Below are 17,595 nucleotides of genomic sequence, written 5' to 3'. Positions count from 1 at the left end.
CGTCAGCAACTAGTCCGGATTCGCATCAACGGCGACGGTCATTTGAAATGGCGTGAGATGGAGTGTCTTTAACAAGACACCGCTTGGCGCGAAAAGGCCGAGCACGTTTTGCGTAAGCCAAAAGCCAGTCATCGTCAGCAACACCTGAATGAGATTGCGGTGCGAGTCACCCGTTACGAGACGGCTCGCCGCCGTGCTCTTAGGCCTTCGACCTTCATGGGTGCACCCCTTCTATCCTGTCCTGAGTCGTGGTCTCGAAATCGCTGGCGTCGTGCCGCTCGCGAAGCTGGCCGGATAAATCGCCGCTCGTCCGGTTGACCATGCGGCCGCGTCTCACGGCTGGCCGTGCAAGAAGCATGTCGGCCCAGCGCTGAACGTTCGCGTAGTCCTGCACGGACAGGAATTCCGCCGCACCGTATTGCCAGCCTTTGACGAGACCGCCGTACCAGGGAAACACCGCCATGTCGGCGATGGTGTATTCATCGCCGGCAAGATACTCGTTGCCAGCAAGGCGCTGGTCGAGCACGTCGAGCTGGCGCTTTACTTCCATGGCGAAACGGTCGATCGCGTACTCGATCTTCATCGGCGCATAGGCGTAAAAGTGGCCGAAGCCGCCGCCCAGATACGGCGCGCTGCCCATCTGCCAGAACAGCCAGTTCAGCGTCTCGGTACGGGTCTCGACGTCTTTCGGAAGGAACGCCCCGAACTTCTCGGCCAGATACAGCAGGATCGAGCCCGATTCGAACACGCGGACCGGCTTCGGCCCGCTGCGGTCCAGCAGTGCCGGGATCTTCGAGTTCGGATTGATGTCCACGAAACCGCTGCCGAACTGCTCACCCTCGCCGATCCTAATCAACCATGCGTCATACTCGGCGCCGGCATAGCCGGCCGCGAGCAGTTCCTCCAGCAGGATCGTGACCTTCACGCCGTTGGGTGTGCCCAGCGAGTAAAGCTGCAGCGGGTGGCGCCCGACCGGCAACACTTTCTCATGCGTCGGCCCGGCGATTGGCCGGTTGATGTTCGCGAAGGCGCCGCCGCTGGGCTTGTTCCAGGTCCAGACCTTCGGGGGAATATAGTCGTGAGAATCTGCCATGCTGTTCTCCATCGCTGCTCAGTGTCGGCCTAGGCCACCGGGGAATAGTTGGACGGGAAAAGCGCACGTCGGGTCTCCTCGTCGTTGACCTTCTTGAACTCGTGGTCCTTGCCGACTGCTCTGGCGCGGGCCACCGCGGGACGTGCATCGACCGTTTCGAACAGACGCCTGAGATTCGGAAACGCCGCCAGCGGATCGTCTGCGCCTTTGAGCACGCGCGAGGCGCGATCGAGCCATCCCCAGGCCGAGATATCCGCGATCGTGTACGTTTCGCCGACGATATACGATCGCCCTTCCAGATGATCGTTCAGAACCTGATAATGGCGCTCTGCCTCGCGTCGATAACGGTTCACCGCATAGTCGAGTCCTTCGGGCGCGGCGAACTGGAAGTGCACGGCCTGGCCCGAAAACGGGCCGAGGCCCGAGGCGAGGAACAGGAGCCAGGAAAGCAGTTCTGGCCTGTCCTGCGGCGCGCCCTGCAAATTGCCGGTCTTCTCCGCCAGATAGAGCAGGATCGCGGTGGAGTCGAACACGCGCGCCTCCTTGCCGCCCGGCCCTTCGGTATCAACGATGGCGGGCACCTTGCCGTTGGGATTGATCACGCGGAATTGCGCTGTGTGCTGTTCGCCCTTGCTCGTATCGATGGGAACCACCTCATAGGGCAGACCCGTCTCCTCAAGAAACAGAGCTATCTTGGCTGGGTTTGGCGTCGGGTGGAAATAAAAACGGATCATGGCGGTATTCTCAGGCTTGCGGACGGGTGGATGAAGGGCGCGTGGATGCTCGGCCCGCGGCCGCTGGCCTGGAAGCGAGCAGCACGCCGAGAACGATGACGGCGATCGACATCCCTTCGGCCAGCGACGGTATTTCGCCGAGAACAGGGATGGCGAGAATCGAGGCAACAGCAGGGAGCAGCGCAATGACAGCGGTCGCAGCCGAAGAACCGAGCAGGGAGACGGCACGGTTATAGGTGATCAGCGCGACGCCGCTCATCAGCACGCCCTGATAGCAGACCTGCAGCGCGATCTCGCCTTGTGAGGCCAGGCTGAACCGGCTGAGACCCAGGAGCAGATAAGCCGGAAGATAGAGTGCCGCAGACCAGACGCAGATCAGTGCGGCGGACTGGACCGGTGTCAGCCCGCTACGGCGAAAAAGCAGCGTATAGATAGCCCACATGACGGCCGCTGCGGCCAGCGCGGCGATACCCCAGAGGTCCGGCGCGCCGCGGGCTGCCGCACCGGCACTCACCAGGCAGACAAGGCCGGTGACGATCGCCGCATACCCGAGCCAGCGTAAGCTTCCCTGCCGCTCGCGCAGGAAACACCAGGCAAACACGCCAGCAAAGACAGGCATCAACGTTGGCGCAACGGATGCGGCCTCAGCCGCAGAAGTCAGCTTCAACCCGAGCGCGACGAGCAGCACGAAAGGCACGCCCCAGAGCACGGCGAATAACAGACCTTCGCCCCAGGCTGCGATGGGCAGGCGCGAACCCCGGCGCACGACCGCCGGAGCGAGAAGCATGGCGCCAATGCCGAACCGGAGCGCCGCAATATCCCAGATGCGAAGCTCGCGTGTGACACCGAAACGTGTCACAACAAACCAGCCCGAAAAGATCATGACGGTAAGCGCCGCGCAGGCGAACCCCGCCAAACGTGCGCGTGAGGCACCTCGCTGCGTCGTCGGCTCGGCGTCAACGGCCATCGCGTCTGATACCTTGCCGTTGGCCATCGATCACACCGCCCGAAGCGACTTCACCGCGGCGAGGATCGCATCCGGCTCGAGCCGCTTCCGGTAATCGACCTCAATACTGGCAAGCGCAATATGCCCATCGGGGCCAATCACGTACGTGGCAGGGAGCGGCAGTTCCCAGCTCCCGTCGCCATTGATTACGGGGAGTGCCTTGTTGTTAGAGCGCAGCGCATCGCGGAGGTCCTCGGGGAGTGCATAAACAAGCCCGTAGCGGCGTGCGACGGCATCGCCGACATCGCTGAGGACATCGAAGGTGAGTGCGTTTGTCTGCGCGGTGCTGAGCGAACCGTCGGGAAGCTGCGGCGAAATCGCGACCAACCGGGCACCCAGCGCACCCATCTCTGGAAGGATTGTCTGGTAGGCACGCAACTGGATATTGCAATACGGACACCATCCGCCGCGGTAAAACGTGACGACGACGGAACCACGCAGCAACAGATCAGACAGCGAAACTGGATTGCCTCCTACATCCGGCAACGAGAAGTCAGGTGCCTTATCGCCGGTTCTCACCGCTTCCCCCAGCGCGAAGCTGGCGCGCAGTTCTTCGATCCTGGCCTCATAGAGCACGACGCGCCCCGACGGCGCAGTGCGCGCAAAGTCGGCCCTGAAGGTGTCCAATTGCTCCTGCAGTCCCACGGCTCTCTCCTCTTCAGAGCAAACCTTTCCCAAAGTTCATATGCCCACGGCTGCGTTTGCGCCGTCCTCTCATTTTAGATCATTCGCTCTATAATTGCTCAGCGGAGCGAAACTCGCAAGTGCGTTGCGCGATGAATGGACAGGTGACACAGAATGGCGAGGCGCCGGGAATTTGACGAACAGAAAGTGCTGGATGCGACGACCCAGTGCTTTTGGCGGTTTGGTTATGCGTTCCTGTAATCAGGGCACGGCCAATCGTTTCGATGGAAAGCCGCACTACATCGATATCAGACAGCCGGTCGCGGAGGTGGTCTGGAATAGTTGCTGGCATAAAGTGGCGCATACCTCCTCAGTGGCTATGAGTTCTTGCGGGAGACGGCTGCCCGTGCGCTGCGACCGCTTTCACGGCGTCCTTGGCGGCGCGGCATCAGGCAGCCGCGCTTCAGTCGTCGTCAGGACATCACGGCATTGCCGACGAGGTCGGGCAATTCCCGCAGATCGGTAACGGCGAAGTCTGGCTTTTGCCCCAGCACATCGAGCGTATTCCCGTTACGGTTGACCCAGCATACCTGGTACCCGAAGTGTCGCGCTCCACAGGCATCCCATCCATTCGACGACACGAAAAGGATCTCGTCCCTTGACCAACCGAGTGCATTTTCCGCGAGCCTGTAGACGGCGTCGTGAGGTTTGAAGACTTTGGTGCTTTCGACACTGATCAGGTGGTCAAAAAGATGGTCAAGGCCCGAATTCTTCACGACCGAGCCGATCGAGAACGACGATCCGTTGGACAGGATTGCAAGCGGTAGCCCCCTTTCCCGCAGGCTCGTAAGCGTCGCTTCAACACCGGGATAGGGTTGAAGCCGGAGATAAGCGTCGCACAGATCCTTGTGCGCCGCCGTGGTCAATGAAAGTTTCAGGTGCGATGCGACGAAGTCAAGCGCATCGTCCGTCGCTTTCTCGAATGGCACATAGTCGCCCATGAGGGTACGCAACCATGTGTATTCGAGCTGCTTTTGTCGCCAGAGAATGCTGATCTCGAGGCCCCGCCCCGGGAACCTCTCACCGCACGCGCCGGCAACGGAGTGCACGTCGTAAAGCGTGCCGTAAAGATCAAAAACGAGAGCCTTGATTGGTTTCATGATTGTTCCTTTGAGTAGATCGCCTGGAATGGGTAGCCACGGACGCCCATGGTATGGGAACGGCACTGCCGCTTACCGCGAAGATCTGGATGATGTGGCATCACACACGATGCCCGTTTGCGCACGCAGGTAGAACGCTTCGAAGTCGCCATCCTGCGTAGGTGTGGGCCTTGACAGCATGGTGCAAAGCCACGCGCTGAAGAGTCCGATCGGCAGACTGACGATCGCCGGATTGACGATCGGAAAGAGCGCATGGCTGCCCATGAAAGCAGGACCGACGAACGCAAGGGCAACCGATGAGGTAAGCCCGCCAATGACGCCACCGATCACGCCGGCCGTATTGAAACGGCGCCAGAAAATCGAAAGCAGGATGATCGGAAAATTCGAGGAGGCCGCGACCGAGATGGCGAGAATAACGAGAACGCCGACATTCAGGCCCTGGGCGAGAAGACTCAGACCGATTGCGGCTATCCCCACGGCAACCGTTGCGATACGCGCGACCCGGACCTGTTCAGCGTCGCTGACAGCCCCCTTACGCAGGACATTCACATAAAGATCGTGGGCTATAGCGCCAGAGGAAGCGAGCGTGAGCCCGGCGACAACTGCGAGTATTGCGGCAAAAGCTATCGCGCAGATGCTGGCGAGAAAGATCTGTCCGCCCAGCGAGCCCGCTCCGCCGCCGAGATACTGCGCGAGCAATGGAAGTGCGAGATTGCCCCCCTTGTCCGCGGCGCGTATTGCGTCCTGGCCGACGAACACCGCGGAAGCGAACCCAATCAGCGTGGTGACCATGAAAAAACTGCCGGCTAGAAACATGAGCCATAGGACCGATTTCCGGGCAGTCCTTGCGTCTGGGACCGTATAAAATCGCGTCATGATGTGAGGAAGTCCGGCAACACCGAAGATGAACGAAATGAAAAGCGACATCGTGTCCAGTGGATGATGGAAGTAGCCGCCGGACGCCAGCATTTTTGATCCGTAGAGTCTTTCGACAGATGCAAACAGTGCAAGCGGGTTGAACCGCACAGCCGCCAGCAGCATCGAGACAAGAACGCACGCGGCAACAAGAAGCAGCATCGCCTTCACAATCTGCACCCACGTGGTCGCAATCATTCCGCCGAACAGAACATAGACGATCATGCCAATGCCGACGAGGACGACTGCGACGTCGTAGGGGACGCCCAGCATCAGTTTGATCAACGCGCCGGCCCCGGCCATCTGCGGCACCATGTAGGCAAGATTGACCACCACCGTTCCTACAATAGTGGCGAGGCGCGCGCCCGGCCGTTTCATCCGCTCTGCGATAACGTCACCAAAGGTGTAACGTCCCGTGTTACGCACCGGCTCGGCGATCAGCATGAGTACGACGAGAAACGCAGCGAGCGCAGCGACCGCATACAGCGAACCGTCCATGCCATATAGCGAAACCAGCCCCGAAAATCCCAGAAACGCAGCGGCACTCATCCAGTCGCCGGCAAGTGCGAACCCGTTTTCCCTTGCGCTGAGGTTCCCGCCGGCTGCGTAGAACTCCGATGTCGTCCGTGTCCTGCGTGCGGCCCAGTAAGTGATCATCAGCGTAACCGCCAGAATGATCATGAAAATCACGATGGTAAGTAGCTTCACTTTGGCTCTCCCCGGTGATCGCGGGCGACCTCAAGCGCCAGCACTTCAAACTTTCTGTTCGCCAGTACAACGTAGATTATCGAGACAATCCAGCATGCGAGGTAGATCCCCAGGACGAGCAGGTAGCCAAGGGTGAACGAACCGGCTACCCTCGAAGCCATGAAGCCCGGCGCATAACCGGCCAGCAACGCAACCATGAAGGTGAACAGAAGACTCGTGCCAAGTAGCGGCACAATCGCGCGACGCTTCACTGACATCAGATGGCGGAACGACGCTGATTGCAGCACCGTACGCGCGGGACCATCGACTTTGACCTTATCGATGAATAACGCATTCGGATCAATGAGTGGCACAGTCCTCATAAGCTCAGTCATGGTTGTCTCCAGATTTCATTTTGAGTTTGGCTTGCTGCTGCATATGTTGCGTACCACTTCGCGCTATAGCGTCCGGTGATAGAGACGTTGATTGCAAGGTCTACGCCATGCCGCCCTTAGCAGGCCCACGTTCTTTGTAAGGGAGCGCCAGGCTTGCCGCTCAAGGGGAGCTTGCGCACATCGATACCTGTCGGTGGATGCGTTAATCCGGCTGTTCGAACCAGTTTCGGATCGCAACGAGTCAGATTTGACTCGCCTTTCAACAGCGTGGAACGAAGGCATTTTTCGTTGATGGGTGCTGGTGTATGCTGTCTGACAGCATGGAGGCCTCAGACAATGAAGGAGAATTCGCTTGCTGACCTGCTCGAAACTCATCCGGTGGGGATGGCATGGCAACGCGCAGGCGAACTGGTATGGCTGAACGCTGTTGCACGTTCGCTTCTCGAAGCGACCGACACGACAGTGTCGCGCGCCTGTTTAGAAGCTTTGCAGGAAGTCAGTAACGCTGATGGACGCGGAGTCCTCGTGGCCGGGGCGCAAACTTACGCGCTCAGCGTGTACCGAAAGGAGCGTGAGGCTTTGCTTATGCTGGTTCCTTACGGAGATAGCACGCGAGTCTTCCCCGGCCTGGACCGGCTTCAACAGTCCGCCCTTGACTTCGAAGAAATTTTTCGAAACTCATTCGACGGCATTTTCGTTGCCGACGGTGCAGGTATGACACTCATGGTCAACGAAGGCTGCGAGCGCAATTACGATCTCAGCGCCGCGGACATGATCGGCCGTCACGTCTCGGAGTTCGAGAAAGCCGGCTGGATCCGGCCAGTGGTTGCGGCCCAGGTTGCACGAACCGGCCAGCGGATCTCGACGACGCAGCATACTCACACTGGAAAAACGATTCTCGTCACTGGCATACCGCTGGTCGACGCGGCAGGCACTGTTCGCAAGGTCATCATCAATTCCCGCGACACGACCGAGCTACGCCAACTGCAGGACGCACTGGCACAGACTCGGGAAAAGCTCCGAAAGGTCGACGAAGAAAACGAGGCGCTGCGACTGCAGAACCTGCAGGTGGAACATGTAGTCGTTCGCAGCGAACCAATGAGACGCGTTGCTGAACTGGCGATGCGCGTCGCGCGGGTTGACGCGACCGTACTCATAACAGGACAATCTGGCGTGGGCAAAGACGTGATCGCGAGCATGATTCACGGTCACAGCGCGCGCTCGGCAGGCCCATTCATCAAGATCAATTGCGGCGCTTTACCTCATGACCTTCTCGAATCCGAACTGTTTGGGTACGAACCCGGCGCCTTCACCGGCGCACAGCGTACCGGCAAAAGCGGCCTGGTCGAGCTGGCCAACAAAGGCACGTTGTTTCTGGATGAAATCGGCGATATGCCTCTGGATCTTCAGGTCAAGCTGCTTCAGATGCTGCAGGACCGGACGGTTGTGCGGGTCGGTGGTACGCGCGCGGCTGCGGTCGACGTAAGAGTTATCGCCGCGACTAACCGGGACTTGAAGAGCATGGTCGAGGCCCGGACATTCCGCGACGATCTTTACTATCGCCTCAACGTAATTCCCATTCCGATTCCGTCGCTTGCCGACCGCAAGGACGACGTTGCTCCGATGGTGCATCAGTTCGTCGGGGAGTTCAACGAACGTTACGGCTGTCATAGAACGATGTCAGAACAGACGCTGGCGTTGCTGATCGCCTATGACTGGCCGGGAAACGTTCGTGAGCTCCGGAACGTTGTCGAGCGGCTCATTGTGACGTGTGAAAGCGATGTTATCGATCCCGAATTCCTGGACGGCGTCCTGCCACGGGAAGTGCTGGACGCCGAACCCAATTCCTTCAGACAACGAGTCGAGCGGTTCGAACGCCGCCTCGTTGAAGATGCAATGCGTCAGGTTGGAAATACGAGGGATGCTGCTCGCCTGCTCGGACTGAGCCAGTCAAGCGTTGTTCGTAAACTTCGCGCCGCGTCATAAAGACACGCTCAATTACACATCAATTCCCGCGACGCGCCGCGCGTCCGGCTCACTTACTGGCAGAACAATATGGATCGTATTGACTAAATCCACGTGTGCGCTTCGCGGCCGAGGCAACTTCTGTAGAGCTGCCTCGCTTTCCCGACGACGTCATCTATTCATCTTGTAGTCGAACAGTGCACGGGTCCCGTCTCGTTGACAGGATCCGTTTTCAGGATCGACCAGGAGTTAATCTCCGGGTCTCACACCACAGCACATGTTGGTACAGCTTGCCTATCAATCCATCATCTTGTCTCGCGTATCGCCTGTAATGAGCCGGGTGCTGCGCCGGTAGGTGAGATACGCCCAGAGCCAATCGAGAACAACGATGGCCCGGTTCCGTCCACCGACGAGGAAGGCGATATGAATTGCGCCCCAAAACCACCACGCGGGCTCCCCCCATACGCGAAGTTTGCCGATCTCGGCAACAGCCGCCTGACGCCCGATCGTGGCAAGACTGCCAAAATGCCGGTAGCGAAACGGCGGCGGCGGGCGCCGCCCCGAAAGACTGGCCGCGATCACGCCGGCCACATACAGGCCCTGCTGCTTGGCCGCGGGTGCGAGACCAGGAACAACTGCGCCGCGCCATCCCAGACAGGATGCCGTATCGCCTATCGCATAGATCCTTTGCAGGTCCGGCACGGACAGGTCGGCGCCCACGGCAAGCCGTCCCGACGGATCAGCGGTCCGGTTCAACCATTGAGCCGCAGGCGACGCTGCCACGCCCGCCGCCCATAGAACGGTACGTGCGGCGATGCGCTGCCCTCCAATGTCGACACCCTCGCTGTCGACGCCCAGCACCCGGGTGTCGAGCCGCACCTCGACCCCGAGCGCTTGCAGTGAGCGTTCTGCCGCGCCCGATAGCGTAGCGGCGAAAGTGGGCAGGATGCGCGGGCCCGACTGCAACAGGATCACGCGAGCGCGGGCCGGATCGATCTTGCGGTATTCCTCGGCCATCCCGTGCCGGGCCAGTTCGGCGATGGCACCCGCCAGTTCGATGCCGGTGGGACCGCCGCCGACGATCACGAAAGTCAGCCACGCGGCCCGCTCGGTCTCGCTCGCCGCGCTTTCCGCTTCCTCGAACGCCCGCAACAGGCGACTGCGCACATCGGTCGCATCTTCGATACTCTTCAGGCCCGGTGCAAAAGGCGCCCAACTGTCCTTGCCAAAATAGCTGTGGCGAGCGCCTGTCGCCAGCACCAGATAGTCGAATTTCACGGCTAGCGTACCAACGTGTACCTCGCGCGCGACCGCATCCACCCCCGTCACCTGCCCCAGCATGACCTGAACGTTGCGCTGCCGCCGGAACAGGCTGCGGATCGGCGTGGCGATCTCCGCGGGCGACAGCGCGGCCGTAGCCACCTGATAGAGCAGCGGCTGAAACAGATGATGGTTGCGCTGGTCGATCAGCGTGACCCGACAGCGCGCATTGCGCAGTCCCTGCGCGGCTGCGACGCCGCCAAAGCCGCCCCCGACTACGACGACATGCGGCAGATCCTCTGGGTCGGAATCGTCTTCCTGCGATTTGGTGCCCGTCCACCGGTCGAGCAGCCAATCGACGGAAAATGCGCCACCGCCTGCGACCACAAGCACCAAAAGAAGAAGCAGGACTGCCAGCCGGTCGTCGGTCGACATGGCGATACCGGCCACTGGCACCATCACCGCGATGACGAGCGCGGCAAAGCGCGTCGCGCAGCCAAGCGTCAGCGCCAACGCGAGCGCCGCCGCACACCAGGCTGGGTGAACAGGAGAAGTCGCCGCGGCGCCCAACATCGATTTCTGCAACAACGAACCCGTTGGCAATACGAAGTTAACGAGTGAAGTGGCAAGCCCGGCACGAATAACAAACTGAAGAAGCGGACCCAGATAGCGTTCGAACCAGACATAAAGCCCACGCGTGAGCCTTATCGGGCGAAATGGAATCCATGACACGCCGCGCCCCAGAAGATTGTCGAGCGACATGGCCCCCGCCCCGCTTACGATGAGCCATGAAAGGAGCGCGAGTTTGGCTCCCTGTGCGCCCACCGCCAGCGCACCGTGACTGTCGGCGATTGTTTCGATGAGCAGCACCAGCGCAACAGGACGAGCCAGCAGCCCCATGGTAAGCAGCAACGGCACCACACTGTGCAGCGCTGCATCGAGCCCGGACGGGACATGCAGGCCGCCGGAAAACAGACCATCATTTGGGCCTTCTGCCATCGTCATGATCTGATGCACGAAGACGACCTGTCCAAACCAGATCCGGGCAAACAACAGCACCCAGGGCATACATAGCACGCGCAGCGCGAGGCCGAAACCGCAGGCACGTTTAAGGGTCTTTCGTAACATAGGGATCGATCGTCCGACTATCCATGAACGGTTCGGAGTTCCGCTGCGGACAGAGAGCGGACCGCCGCACCGGTTCGTGGGGTAACGTATTGGCTCAGGACGGCAAGCCAGTCGTAGCGCCTGCCCGTGTCTGGCTGCCCGCAAGACGTCAACGGCTCTCCGAGACCACTACCGTCCACATCCGACTGATAGTTCGTCTCCGGCGGCCACACGGTTACGGCGGTCGAAGAATCTTCTTCGCCGCTCAGATGCCAGGCTGGAGGAAACATTGGATGTGCGTAATCGTCCTTTTTGTTTAGCAATACAAAATAAACATGCAAAACTCAGGCCGTCCAGTCTGTCCCGAACCCGGGTGGCACTCACGCGGTCCGTTCGTGCCCGACGACTGGAACCACTTCAGCGCGTCGACCGTCGATAAAAAAAACGGCAGTGTGCTGCAACCGGCTGGCAACCGGCAGCGAACTACTGCGAGCGGTTGGACCACGGCGCTTCTGGCAGACATCATCGCTCCACACGTCGAAAGCAAAAAAAAGCGATTCCCCTGTAACCAGACATCTACTGCCCACGAATTAGATCACGTATCCATCACGGGTACCTTCCATCCCAACTACTGGAGAAATTCCATGTCCACAAAGATCACGGTCAGCTCCACCCTCCTCGCCGGCGTTGTCGCGAGCCTGCTTGCATCAGTCGCCCATGCAGCACCACTTACACCCGCCGAAGGAGCCGCTGCTGTCGCCGCGCACAAGGAGAAGTGCTACGGCGTTGCCCTGAAGGGGCAAAACGACTGCGCCGCCGGTCCCGGTACCACGTGTCAGGGCACATCCGCGATGGATTTCCAGGGTAACTCGTGGAAGTTCGTTCAGGGCGGCACCTGCACGAGCATCCAAGTGCCGGGTGGCGGCCACGGCTCGCTCACCCCGTTGAAGTCCTGATTCGGCGAACCACACGAGGAAGGGGCGGCCATGGGCAGGTCCACGATGACAACGGCAGTTGGCCGGACAGACCGCCCCCTCCACGCGATGCCTGTCGCACACGGGCTTGCCTGGACCCGTTTCAGGCATCAGCACCTGCGTGCGAGCCTCGCGGACGTGACTGGCCAACCTGGCAGGGACGATCCCAGCCGGCGTATTTGTCGCCGTCCAACTTGGAGATTCACAGAGATGTCGAACCTATAGAACGTAAAACTGCCGATTCCGGACGTGGTCGTATCTGCGATTGGCACGGCGAGGCGGTTGATCCAGCAGCTCGCACAACCGTGGCTCGTTCAACTCGTCCTGCGGCTTGCCCTCGCTGTGCCGTTCTGGAAGTCGGGCATTCTCAAATGGCACGGCTTCCTTCAACTGAGCGATACGGCGATCGACCTGTTCACGGACGAGTTCAAGTTGCACCTCCCAGGTGGTCCGTATCCGTTTCCCGCGCCAGCTGTTTTTGCGTTTCTGTCGGGGCTCGGCGAGGTGACATTCCCTGTGCTGCTCGTGCTTGGCCTCGGAACCCGGTTCGCCGCGGCCGGCCTGATATTGATGACATGCATCGTTGAGCTGACCGTACCGGACGGCTGGCCCATCCATCTGACCTGGTTGGCAATGGCACTGGGAATTGCAGCCTGGGGGCCTGGCCTGATATCGATTGACTATCTGCTTGGCGACAGGTCGCCCAGGTCGTGATCGGGTGATTTCATGGCGATGCACGACTACGTGAGAGGGCGACAGAATCACGGCAACGATGCCACTGTCGTCTAGCGCCTCCGCTCGCTCTAGTCACGCATGCTTGTGTTCGCGTAGCTCACCCGGGATTACTCCGCGCTCAAGACCGCCTTCGTTCAACCATGCACGCGTCTTCGCAGCCGCACGCTCAATCAGGCGGTCGCACTGCGTGTAGTCGTAAGGCGACACATCGAGCGGACACAATGGCGGCACTACAAAGATCTCTGCGCGGGATGAATAGGATTCCAGATCGCGCACAAGCTGACGCGCAATGAGAAGTGTCAGCGCGTGCATGGCCTGCGCGATTGCATTACCGGGCGGCTTGCGCATTGCGCAGGCAAACCCGGCCGGAAGCACAATGACGCGTGTCGCACCAAGTGAGACGGCCACGGAGATCGGCGTATTGTTCGCCACGCCGCCGTCGACCAGATCCACCCCATCAATGCGCACCGGCGGGAACACACCGGGAATCGCAGCGCTCGCGAGGACGGCATCCACCAGCGGGCCAGACGAAAGGATAATTTCTTTGCCGCTTTGCATGTCCGTCGCGACAATGTGAAGTGGTATGGCCGCATGCTCCACCCGGGAATACGACAAATTCTTTTCCAGCAGCATGCGCAGCGCTGTGGCTTCGACAAGGTGGGAGCGCCGACTCAGAACCATCTCGAGCAACCCGAACATGGTGAGCGGCATGATGTCCCGCCTCCTGATCCGACACCACAGTAATTCGAGCATAGCTACGCAATCGCCGTCGGGCCGGCCAGCAAAATACGCCGCATTGATCGCACCGGCGGATGCGCCGATCACGCAACCCGGATGCACACCATGATCGAGCAACTCGCGCAGCATGCCAACTTCGATCGCGCCGAGGCTGCCGCCGCCTGCGAACACAAAGGCGGTCAAGCCGGGTGGAGCGGACAAATTCGGATAAGTAGACATGTCTGCCTCTGCTGCCGTGTAATACCGGGTCCGTTCTCCATGACTCATCGAGCGAACTCGCACCAATGACAGGTGGTCCGATCACAACGACGTCGCCCGGATGGAGCCGACCGCCTCACATCCGGTTGCCGAACCGCTGCTTGTGGGAATGTCGAAATCGCACACAAGGCAGAATCGGGAACGACGCACGGGACAGTATCAGTGCATTTTGGAAAGTTCCAGCAACCGGTTTTGCATTTGCATCAACTCGCGCTCGCGCTTCGTCGCCGTCTGCATCGTTGGTATTGGATCTTCAGTTTCCTTCTCAACAGCCAATCATTAGGATAACCATATACGACACCCGACTCATTCCGACCGGAACCTGGTTTTCGCATACCACGAGACGTGCCTCACGTCATGATCCTCCGTAGCCGCATTACTACCGCGAACGGATTGAACCTCGACGGTCAGTTTTCCTGGCTATTCCCTGCCCTCCGTTTAGCGCCGGATGGAATTCGGTGTGCCGCCAGGCCCATAAGGATCGGGATTGCCGAAACGCGGGATAGTACCGTTCATGCGCGCATGAGCCAGTTCTTCACGCACCTGCTCGCGAGTCTTCGGACCTTGATTCGATCCTGCCGCTATTGAGTTTCCATCAGCGCCCTGCACAGGCTGCGCACTCGCCAGCGCCGACATGCCGAGAGTTGCCACGGCCATGATAATGACCAACTTGTTCACTTTCACAATACTCTCCCAAAGGGGTATTGATCGGAGTATTGGTCGACCTGCCCGAATGCCAACCAATCCTGGCGCTCCAGGTCGTCCGGCATTCCCGGCGTCGATCGCTCAAGCACAGGCTTATACCTGTGCTTCATAAGGTATTTCGCCTATTGGCCCGGATTGGTTACAGAACACGCAAAAAGTAAGGTTGGGTTTCAGGTACGCGGCGCCAGGTGTTCAGCACGCACCTCTGCATAGCGCTGGCTGAACACAGTTTGACCTTCCAGCGGTCCAACTCACCACTTTAGCAACCGGGGCCCCAGCGCCGCGCCAGCAAGCGTGGGGATCAGCATGCCGAGGAGATACCAGACTGCCCAGAATGGCACACCCATCTCGGGGCAGTGGAAACAGTAAGCAACCGCGGCAGTCGCTCCCGCCAGCAGGCCGCCTGCGGCACCGGCCAGCCTGAGACGCGTGGGTGCCAGACCTCGCATAGCCCAGAATACCGTGATGAAAACTGGCACGGAAAGCAACGCGATATTACGTGGACATACGCGCCACGTATTGCCCATTACGAGGGGCAAGCGCGCATCGGGAGGGGCCAACCACAACAGGACGAGCGTCGCAATCCACACGGTGAGCACAGGCGCGGCAAGCGCGGCCCACGCGCGGCCTACCGCAGATCCTGGCCGGGATAGTCGCGCCGTCGCCAGCAACGCAGCGAATGCGAGGCACAGCGGAAGAGCCAGCTTGATCCAGAACAGCGGCGTCTTAATCACCGCGCCGATATCGGGGCGAACGCCATAAACGATTGCCATGAGCACCGTGGAACCGACACCGCCGCATAACATCGCCCAGCTGAATCGCTTTGCCGAAAGGTTATGATCGATCGCGGGCACCCCCGCGGCCAGCAGTGAAACAAGATCCTCTGTCTTCATGATGTGCCTTGAAACTTCAGTGCCAATGCTTTCAAACCGCGGTGCACGCCAACCTTGACCGCCGACTCCGACAGGCCAGTGAGCTTTGCGGTTTCAGTCACCGACAGCCCTTCCAGCTTGACGTGCAGAATCGGCAGGCGCTGACGGTCGGGCAACTGTTCGAGCAGCTTGCTCAGGTCACGCCGGGCCTCCGCAGGTTCGACATCACAGGTGGCGAAGATCTCGAGTTCATCGTCCAGCGGCATGTGCAAGGCTTCCCGGCGCGAGCGTGCGCGAAAAAAGTCCGCCAGTTTATAGCGGGCGATCGCATGCACCCAGGCCGTCAACGGCTGGTCCGGACGGTAGGTATGGCGTCCATTATGCACTGCCAGCAAAATCTCCTGGACCAGGTCCTCGACATCGTCTTGCAGATAGAAGAGACGCTTTCTCAGGAATCCGCGCAGATGCCCGGTCAGGTCGCTGAGAAACGCCTGATAAGCCGCCGCGTTCCCATCCAGACCGCGCACGAAGAGAGCTTTCAGTCTCTCTTCGACGGGACTCGCCGGTCCATTTTCGGTAGTTCGGTTCATTGCGGGTTCGGGTTACAGTTGGCACCAAATAAACTGCGTGATAAACATTTACGCGGATAGCAAAGAAATGTTTCCCTCCTGGAGCCGTGGTGCAAAAATCTCATGCCCGGCCTCCGGCGACAAGTCCATCAAGAACCGGAAGCAGCTCGGCGGGGTCGGGACGTTTCGTGAAGTCCGGACTCACCTCGGCGTAAGCGATGATGCCGTCCTGGTCGATGACGAACCTCGCCGGCATCGGCAGCGTCCACGAGGGGTCGTCGTTAAATGACGACAGGTCGGTCCCGAATGTGGTCAGGTACAGTTCGACAAGATAGTCCGGCAACGCGACGCGCAGTCCGTAGGCTGCCGAAAGTTCACCGCGTGGGTCGCCGAGTATCGGGAAACTGAGGCGGTTCTCATGGATCGTCCTGCGGCTATTGACCGCGTTCTGCGGCGAAATTGCCATCAGGCTCGCTCCACGGGCGACGATGTCGGGCAGTGCCGCCTGCAGCGCCTGAAGGTCCAGATTGCAGTATGGGCTCCACACGCCGCGATAGAACGTCAGTACCAGCGGACCGTCGGCAATCAGCTTGCGCGAACCGATCGGCCAGTGGTCTGGATCCTTCAGGATAAAACACGGCGCAACGTCGCCGACCTTTTTTGCTCGCTCAGCAAGACCGGATTCGATCAGTTCGTCGGTCGCCCGCTGGAGCGTATCGACGGCAGAACGGTGCACATTGTAAGGAGGTAGCCCGGACTCGAATGTCGCCTTGAAGGCATCGAGACGTTTCTGCAATGACATGACAGGGTTCTCCGGTTCGACGTCTGCCCACCGCTCGGCAAATAGCGGAAAGGCAACGCTTCACCTGACTACAACGGACACTTACCTTCCGTCCTTTGGTCGTGGCTCGGCGCCAAAGATGACACGAGATATAACCGGAATTGTTCCCCCTTTCAGGGTTCCCAATAACAACGACGCTGCTTAAGAGGCCCCTCAGCTTTTTCTCGTCGGGCTGTCATATCGCCTGCCCCACCGCGACCAATGCATGAAAGATCCTCACCAGGAGTCAACTCATGCTATCCCGTCTGCTTGCTTCCATTTCACTGCTTGTGGCTCTCCCGGTTGCTGCAGCAATGCCCCGACCGGTGGTTGTCGAACTTTTCACGTCCGAAGGCTGTTCATCCTGTCCGCCGGCTGACGCCTATCTGTCGGAGTTAAGTCAGCAGCGAAGCGACATTCTCCCTTTGGCTTTTCACGTCACCTACTGGAACAGCCTCGGATGGAAGGACCCTTTTTCCCTCGATATCGCCACTCAACGTCAGGCTGAATACGGGCGACGCTTCGGCGACGGCTCCTACACACCCGAAATGGTCGTCGACGGAACAACTGCCCTCGTGGGTTCGGACCGCTCGTCCGCCGAGGTCGCGATTCAGAAAGCGAAGGCTGCGGATTCAACGTCCGCGCCGTTGTCCGCGGTGCGCAAAGGCAACGCCATTATGGTTTCGGTCGGTGCCGGCTCCGGAAGCGCGCAGGTGATTCTGGTGGGTTACGACGCGCAGCACGTGACCGCCGTCGGGCGTGGCGAAAACGGAGGGCGAACGCTGAAGGAGTCCAACATCGTTCGCTCGTTCGAGCCGATTGGTCAATGGACTGGCAAACCGGCTATGTTCAACCCCCAGGTCCCTGTGGGCGAGAAGACCGCGGTATTGCTCGAGGCCCCGGACGGACACATTGTCGGCGCTGCCCGCGTGACAGATGAGCCTTAGCGTGCGCTCCCTCCGTCTCGGTGGGACGCCT

The 17,595-nt window shown here is 59.9% G+C and carries 17 protein-coding genes; 4 read left to right on the top strand and 13 right to left on the bottom strand.

What is annotated here, in order from left to right:
• Positions 1–214: 214 nt before the first annotated feature.
• The 7 genes from yghU to BPHYT_RS25600 form a co-directional block, all read right to left on the bottom strand.
• Complete coding sequence (gene yghU, locus BPHYT_RS25630; protein ID WP_012427029.1) at positions 215–1,093, bottom strand: glutathione-dependent disulfide-bond oxidoreductase; 879 nt, start codon at positions 1,091–1,093, stop codon at positions 215–217.
• Between the two features lie 29 nt (positions 1,094–1,122).
• The gene (locus tag BPHYT_RS25625) at positions 1,123–1,827 is read right to left on the bottom strand and encodes a glutathione S-transferase family protein (RefSeq protein ID WP_012427028.1); all 705 of its coding nucleotides are present in this window, start codon (positions 1,825–1,827) and stop codon (positions 1,123–1,125) included.
• 10 nt (positions 1,828–1,837) lie between these two features.
• Entirely contained in the window at positions 1,838–2,821 is a 984-nt protein-coding gene (locus BPHYT_RS25620) for a DMT family transporter (protein ID WP_012427027.1), read from the bottom strand.
• Between the two features lie 3 nt (positions 2,822–2,824).
• On the bottom strand, positions 2,825–3,478 hold the full coding sequence (locus BPHYT_RS25615; RefSeq protein WP_012427026.1) for a peroxiredoxin-like family protein: 654 nt from the start codon (positions 3,476–3,478) through the stop codon (positions 2,825–2,827).
• Between the two features lie 452 nt (positions 3,479–3,930).
• Positions 3,931–4,617 (bottom strand): haloacid dehalogenase type II, encoded by a 687-nt coding sequence (locus tag BPHYT_RS25610; RefSeq protein WP_012427025.1) that lies wholly within the window; start codon positions 4,615–4,617, stop codon positions 3,931–3,933.
• Between the two features lie 72 nt (positions 4,618–4,689).
• On the bottom strand, positions 4,690–6,240 hold the full coding sequence (locus BPHYT_RS25605; RefSeq protein ID WP_012427024.1) for a solute symporter family protein: 1,551 nt from the start codon (positions 6,238–6,240) through the stop codon (positions 4,690–4,692).
• Positions 6,237–6,614 carry a DUF485 domain-containing protein gene (locus BPHYT_RS25600; protein WP_012427023.1) on the bottom strand — a complete coding sequence of 126 codons (378 nt, stop codon included), beginning with the start codon at positions 6,612–6,614 and terminating at the stop codon, positions 6,237–6,239. Before BPHYT_RS25600 ends, BPHYT_RS25605 begins: the two co-directional genes overlap by 4 nt.
• A gap of 336 nt (positions 6,615–6,950) precedes the next feature.
• Between BPHYT_RS25600 and BPHYT_RS25595 the strand changes: the two genes are divergently transcribed.
• Positions 6,951–8,600, top strand: a complete 1,650-nt coding sequence (locus BPHYT_RS25595) for a sigma-54 interaction domain-containing protein (RefSeq protein ID WP_012427022.1) — start codon at positions 6,951–6,953, stop codon at positions 8,598–8,600.
• Between the two features lie 276 nt (positions 8,601–8,876).
• On the opposite strand, the gene BPHYT_RS25590 is transcribed toward BPHYT_RS25595, so the two are convergent.
• Positions 8,877–10,967 (bottom strand): FAD-dependent oxidoreductase, encoded by a 2,091-nt coding sequence (locus BPHYT_RS25590; protein WP_012427021.1) that lies wholly within the window; start codon positions 10,965–10,967, stop codon positions 8,877–8,879.
• A 623-nt stretch (positions 10,968–11,590) separates the two neighbouring features.
• On the opposite strand from BPHYT_RS25590, the gene BPHYT_RS25585 reads away from it, so the two are divergent.
• Positions 11,591–11,902, top strand: a complete 312-nt coding sequence (locus BPHYT_RS25585; protein WP_012427019.1) for a BufA1 family periplasmic bufferin-type metallophore — start codon at positions 11,591–11,593, stop codon at positions 11,900–11,902.
• A 252-nt stretch (positions 11,903–12,154) separates the two neighbouring features.
• On the top strand, positions 12,155–12,634 hold the full coding sequence (locus BPHYT_RS25580; RefSeq protein WP_049869280.1) for a DoxX family protein: 480 nt from the start codon (positions 12,155–12,157) through the stop codon (positions 12,632–12,634).
• Positions 12,635–12,727: 93 nt separating this feature from the next.
• On the opposite strand, the gene BPHYT_RS25575 is transcribed toward BPHYT_RS25580, so the two are convergent.
• The 5 genes from BPHYT_RS25575 to BPHYT_RS25555 all read right to left on the bottom strand — a co-directional run bounded on the left by BPHYT_RS25575 (position 12,728) and on the right by BPHYT_RS25555 (position 16,599).
• On the bottom strand, positions 12,728–13,612 hold the full coding sequence (locus BPHYT_RS25575; protein WP_012427017.1) for a patatin-like phospholipase family protein: 885 nt from the start codon (positions 13,610–13,612) through the stop codon (positions 12,728–12,730).
• Between the two features lie 477 nt (positions 13,613–14,089).
• Positions 14,090–14,335, bottom strand: coding sequence for a DUF4148 domain-containing protein (locus tag BPHYT_RS25570; protein WP_012427016.1), 246 nt, complete (start codon positions 14,333–14,335; stop codon positions 14,090–14,092).
• A 272-nt stretch (positions 14,336–14,607) separates the two neighbouring features.
• Entirely contained in the window at positions 14,608–15,249 is a 642-nt protein-coding gene (locus BPHYT_RS25565; protein ID WP_012427015.1) for a DUF1109 domain-containing protein, read from the bottom strand.
• On the bottom strand, positions 15,246–15,818 hold the full coding sequence (locus tag BPHYT_RS25560; RefSeq protein WP_012427014.1) for a sigma-70 family RNA polymerase sigma factor: 573 nt from the start codon (positions 15,816–15,818) through the stop codon (positions 15,246–15,248). Before BPHYT_RS25560 ends, BPHYT_RS25565 begins: the two co-directional genes overlap by 4 nt.
• 100 nt (positions 15,819–15,918) lie before the next feature.
• Positions 15,919–16,599 (bottom strand): peroxiredoxin-like family protein, encoded by a 681-nt coding sequence (locus BPHYT_RS25555; protein ID WP_012427013.1) that lies wholly within the window; start codon positions 16,597–16,599, stop codon positions 15,919–15,921.
• 272 nt (positions 16,600–16,871) lie between these two features.
• Between BPHYT_RS25555 and BPHYT_RS25550 the strand changes: the two genes are divergently transcribed.
• The gene (locus tag BPHYT_RS25550) at positions 16,872–17,564 is read left to right on the top strand and encodes a DUF1223 domain-containing protein (RefSeq protein WP_012427012.1); all 693 of its coding nucleotides are present in this window, start codon (positions 16,872–16,874) and stop codon (positions 17,562–17,564) included.
• Positions 17,565–17,595: the final 31 nt, after the last annotated feature.

This window comes from Paraburkholderia phytofirmans PsJN (assembly GCF_000020125.1).
GTDB classification, from domain to species: Bacteria; Pseudomonadota; Gammaproteobacteria; order Burkholderiales; family Burkholderiaceae; genus Paraburkholderia; species Paraburkholderia phytofirmans.
Note: the sequence above shows the minus strand (reverse complement) of the source record. Positions and strands in the feature narration are given on the sequence as shown.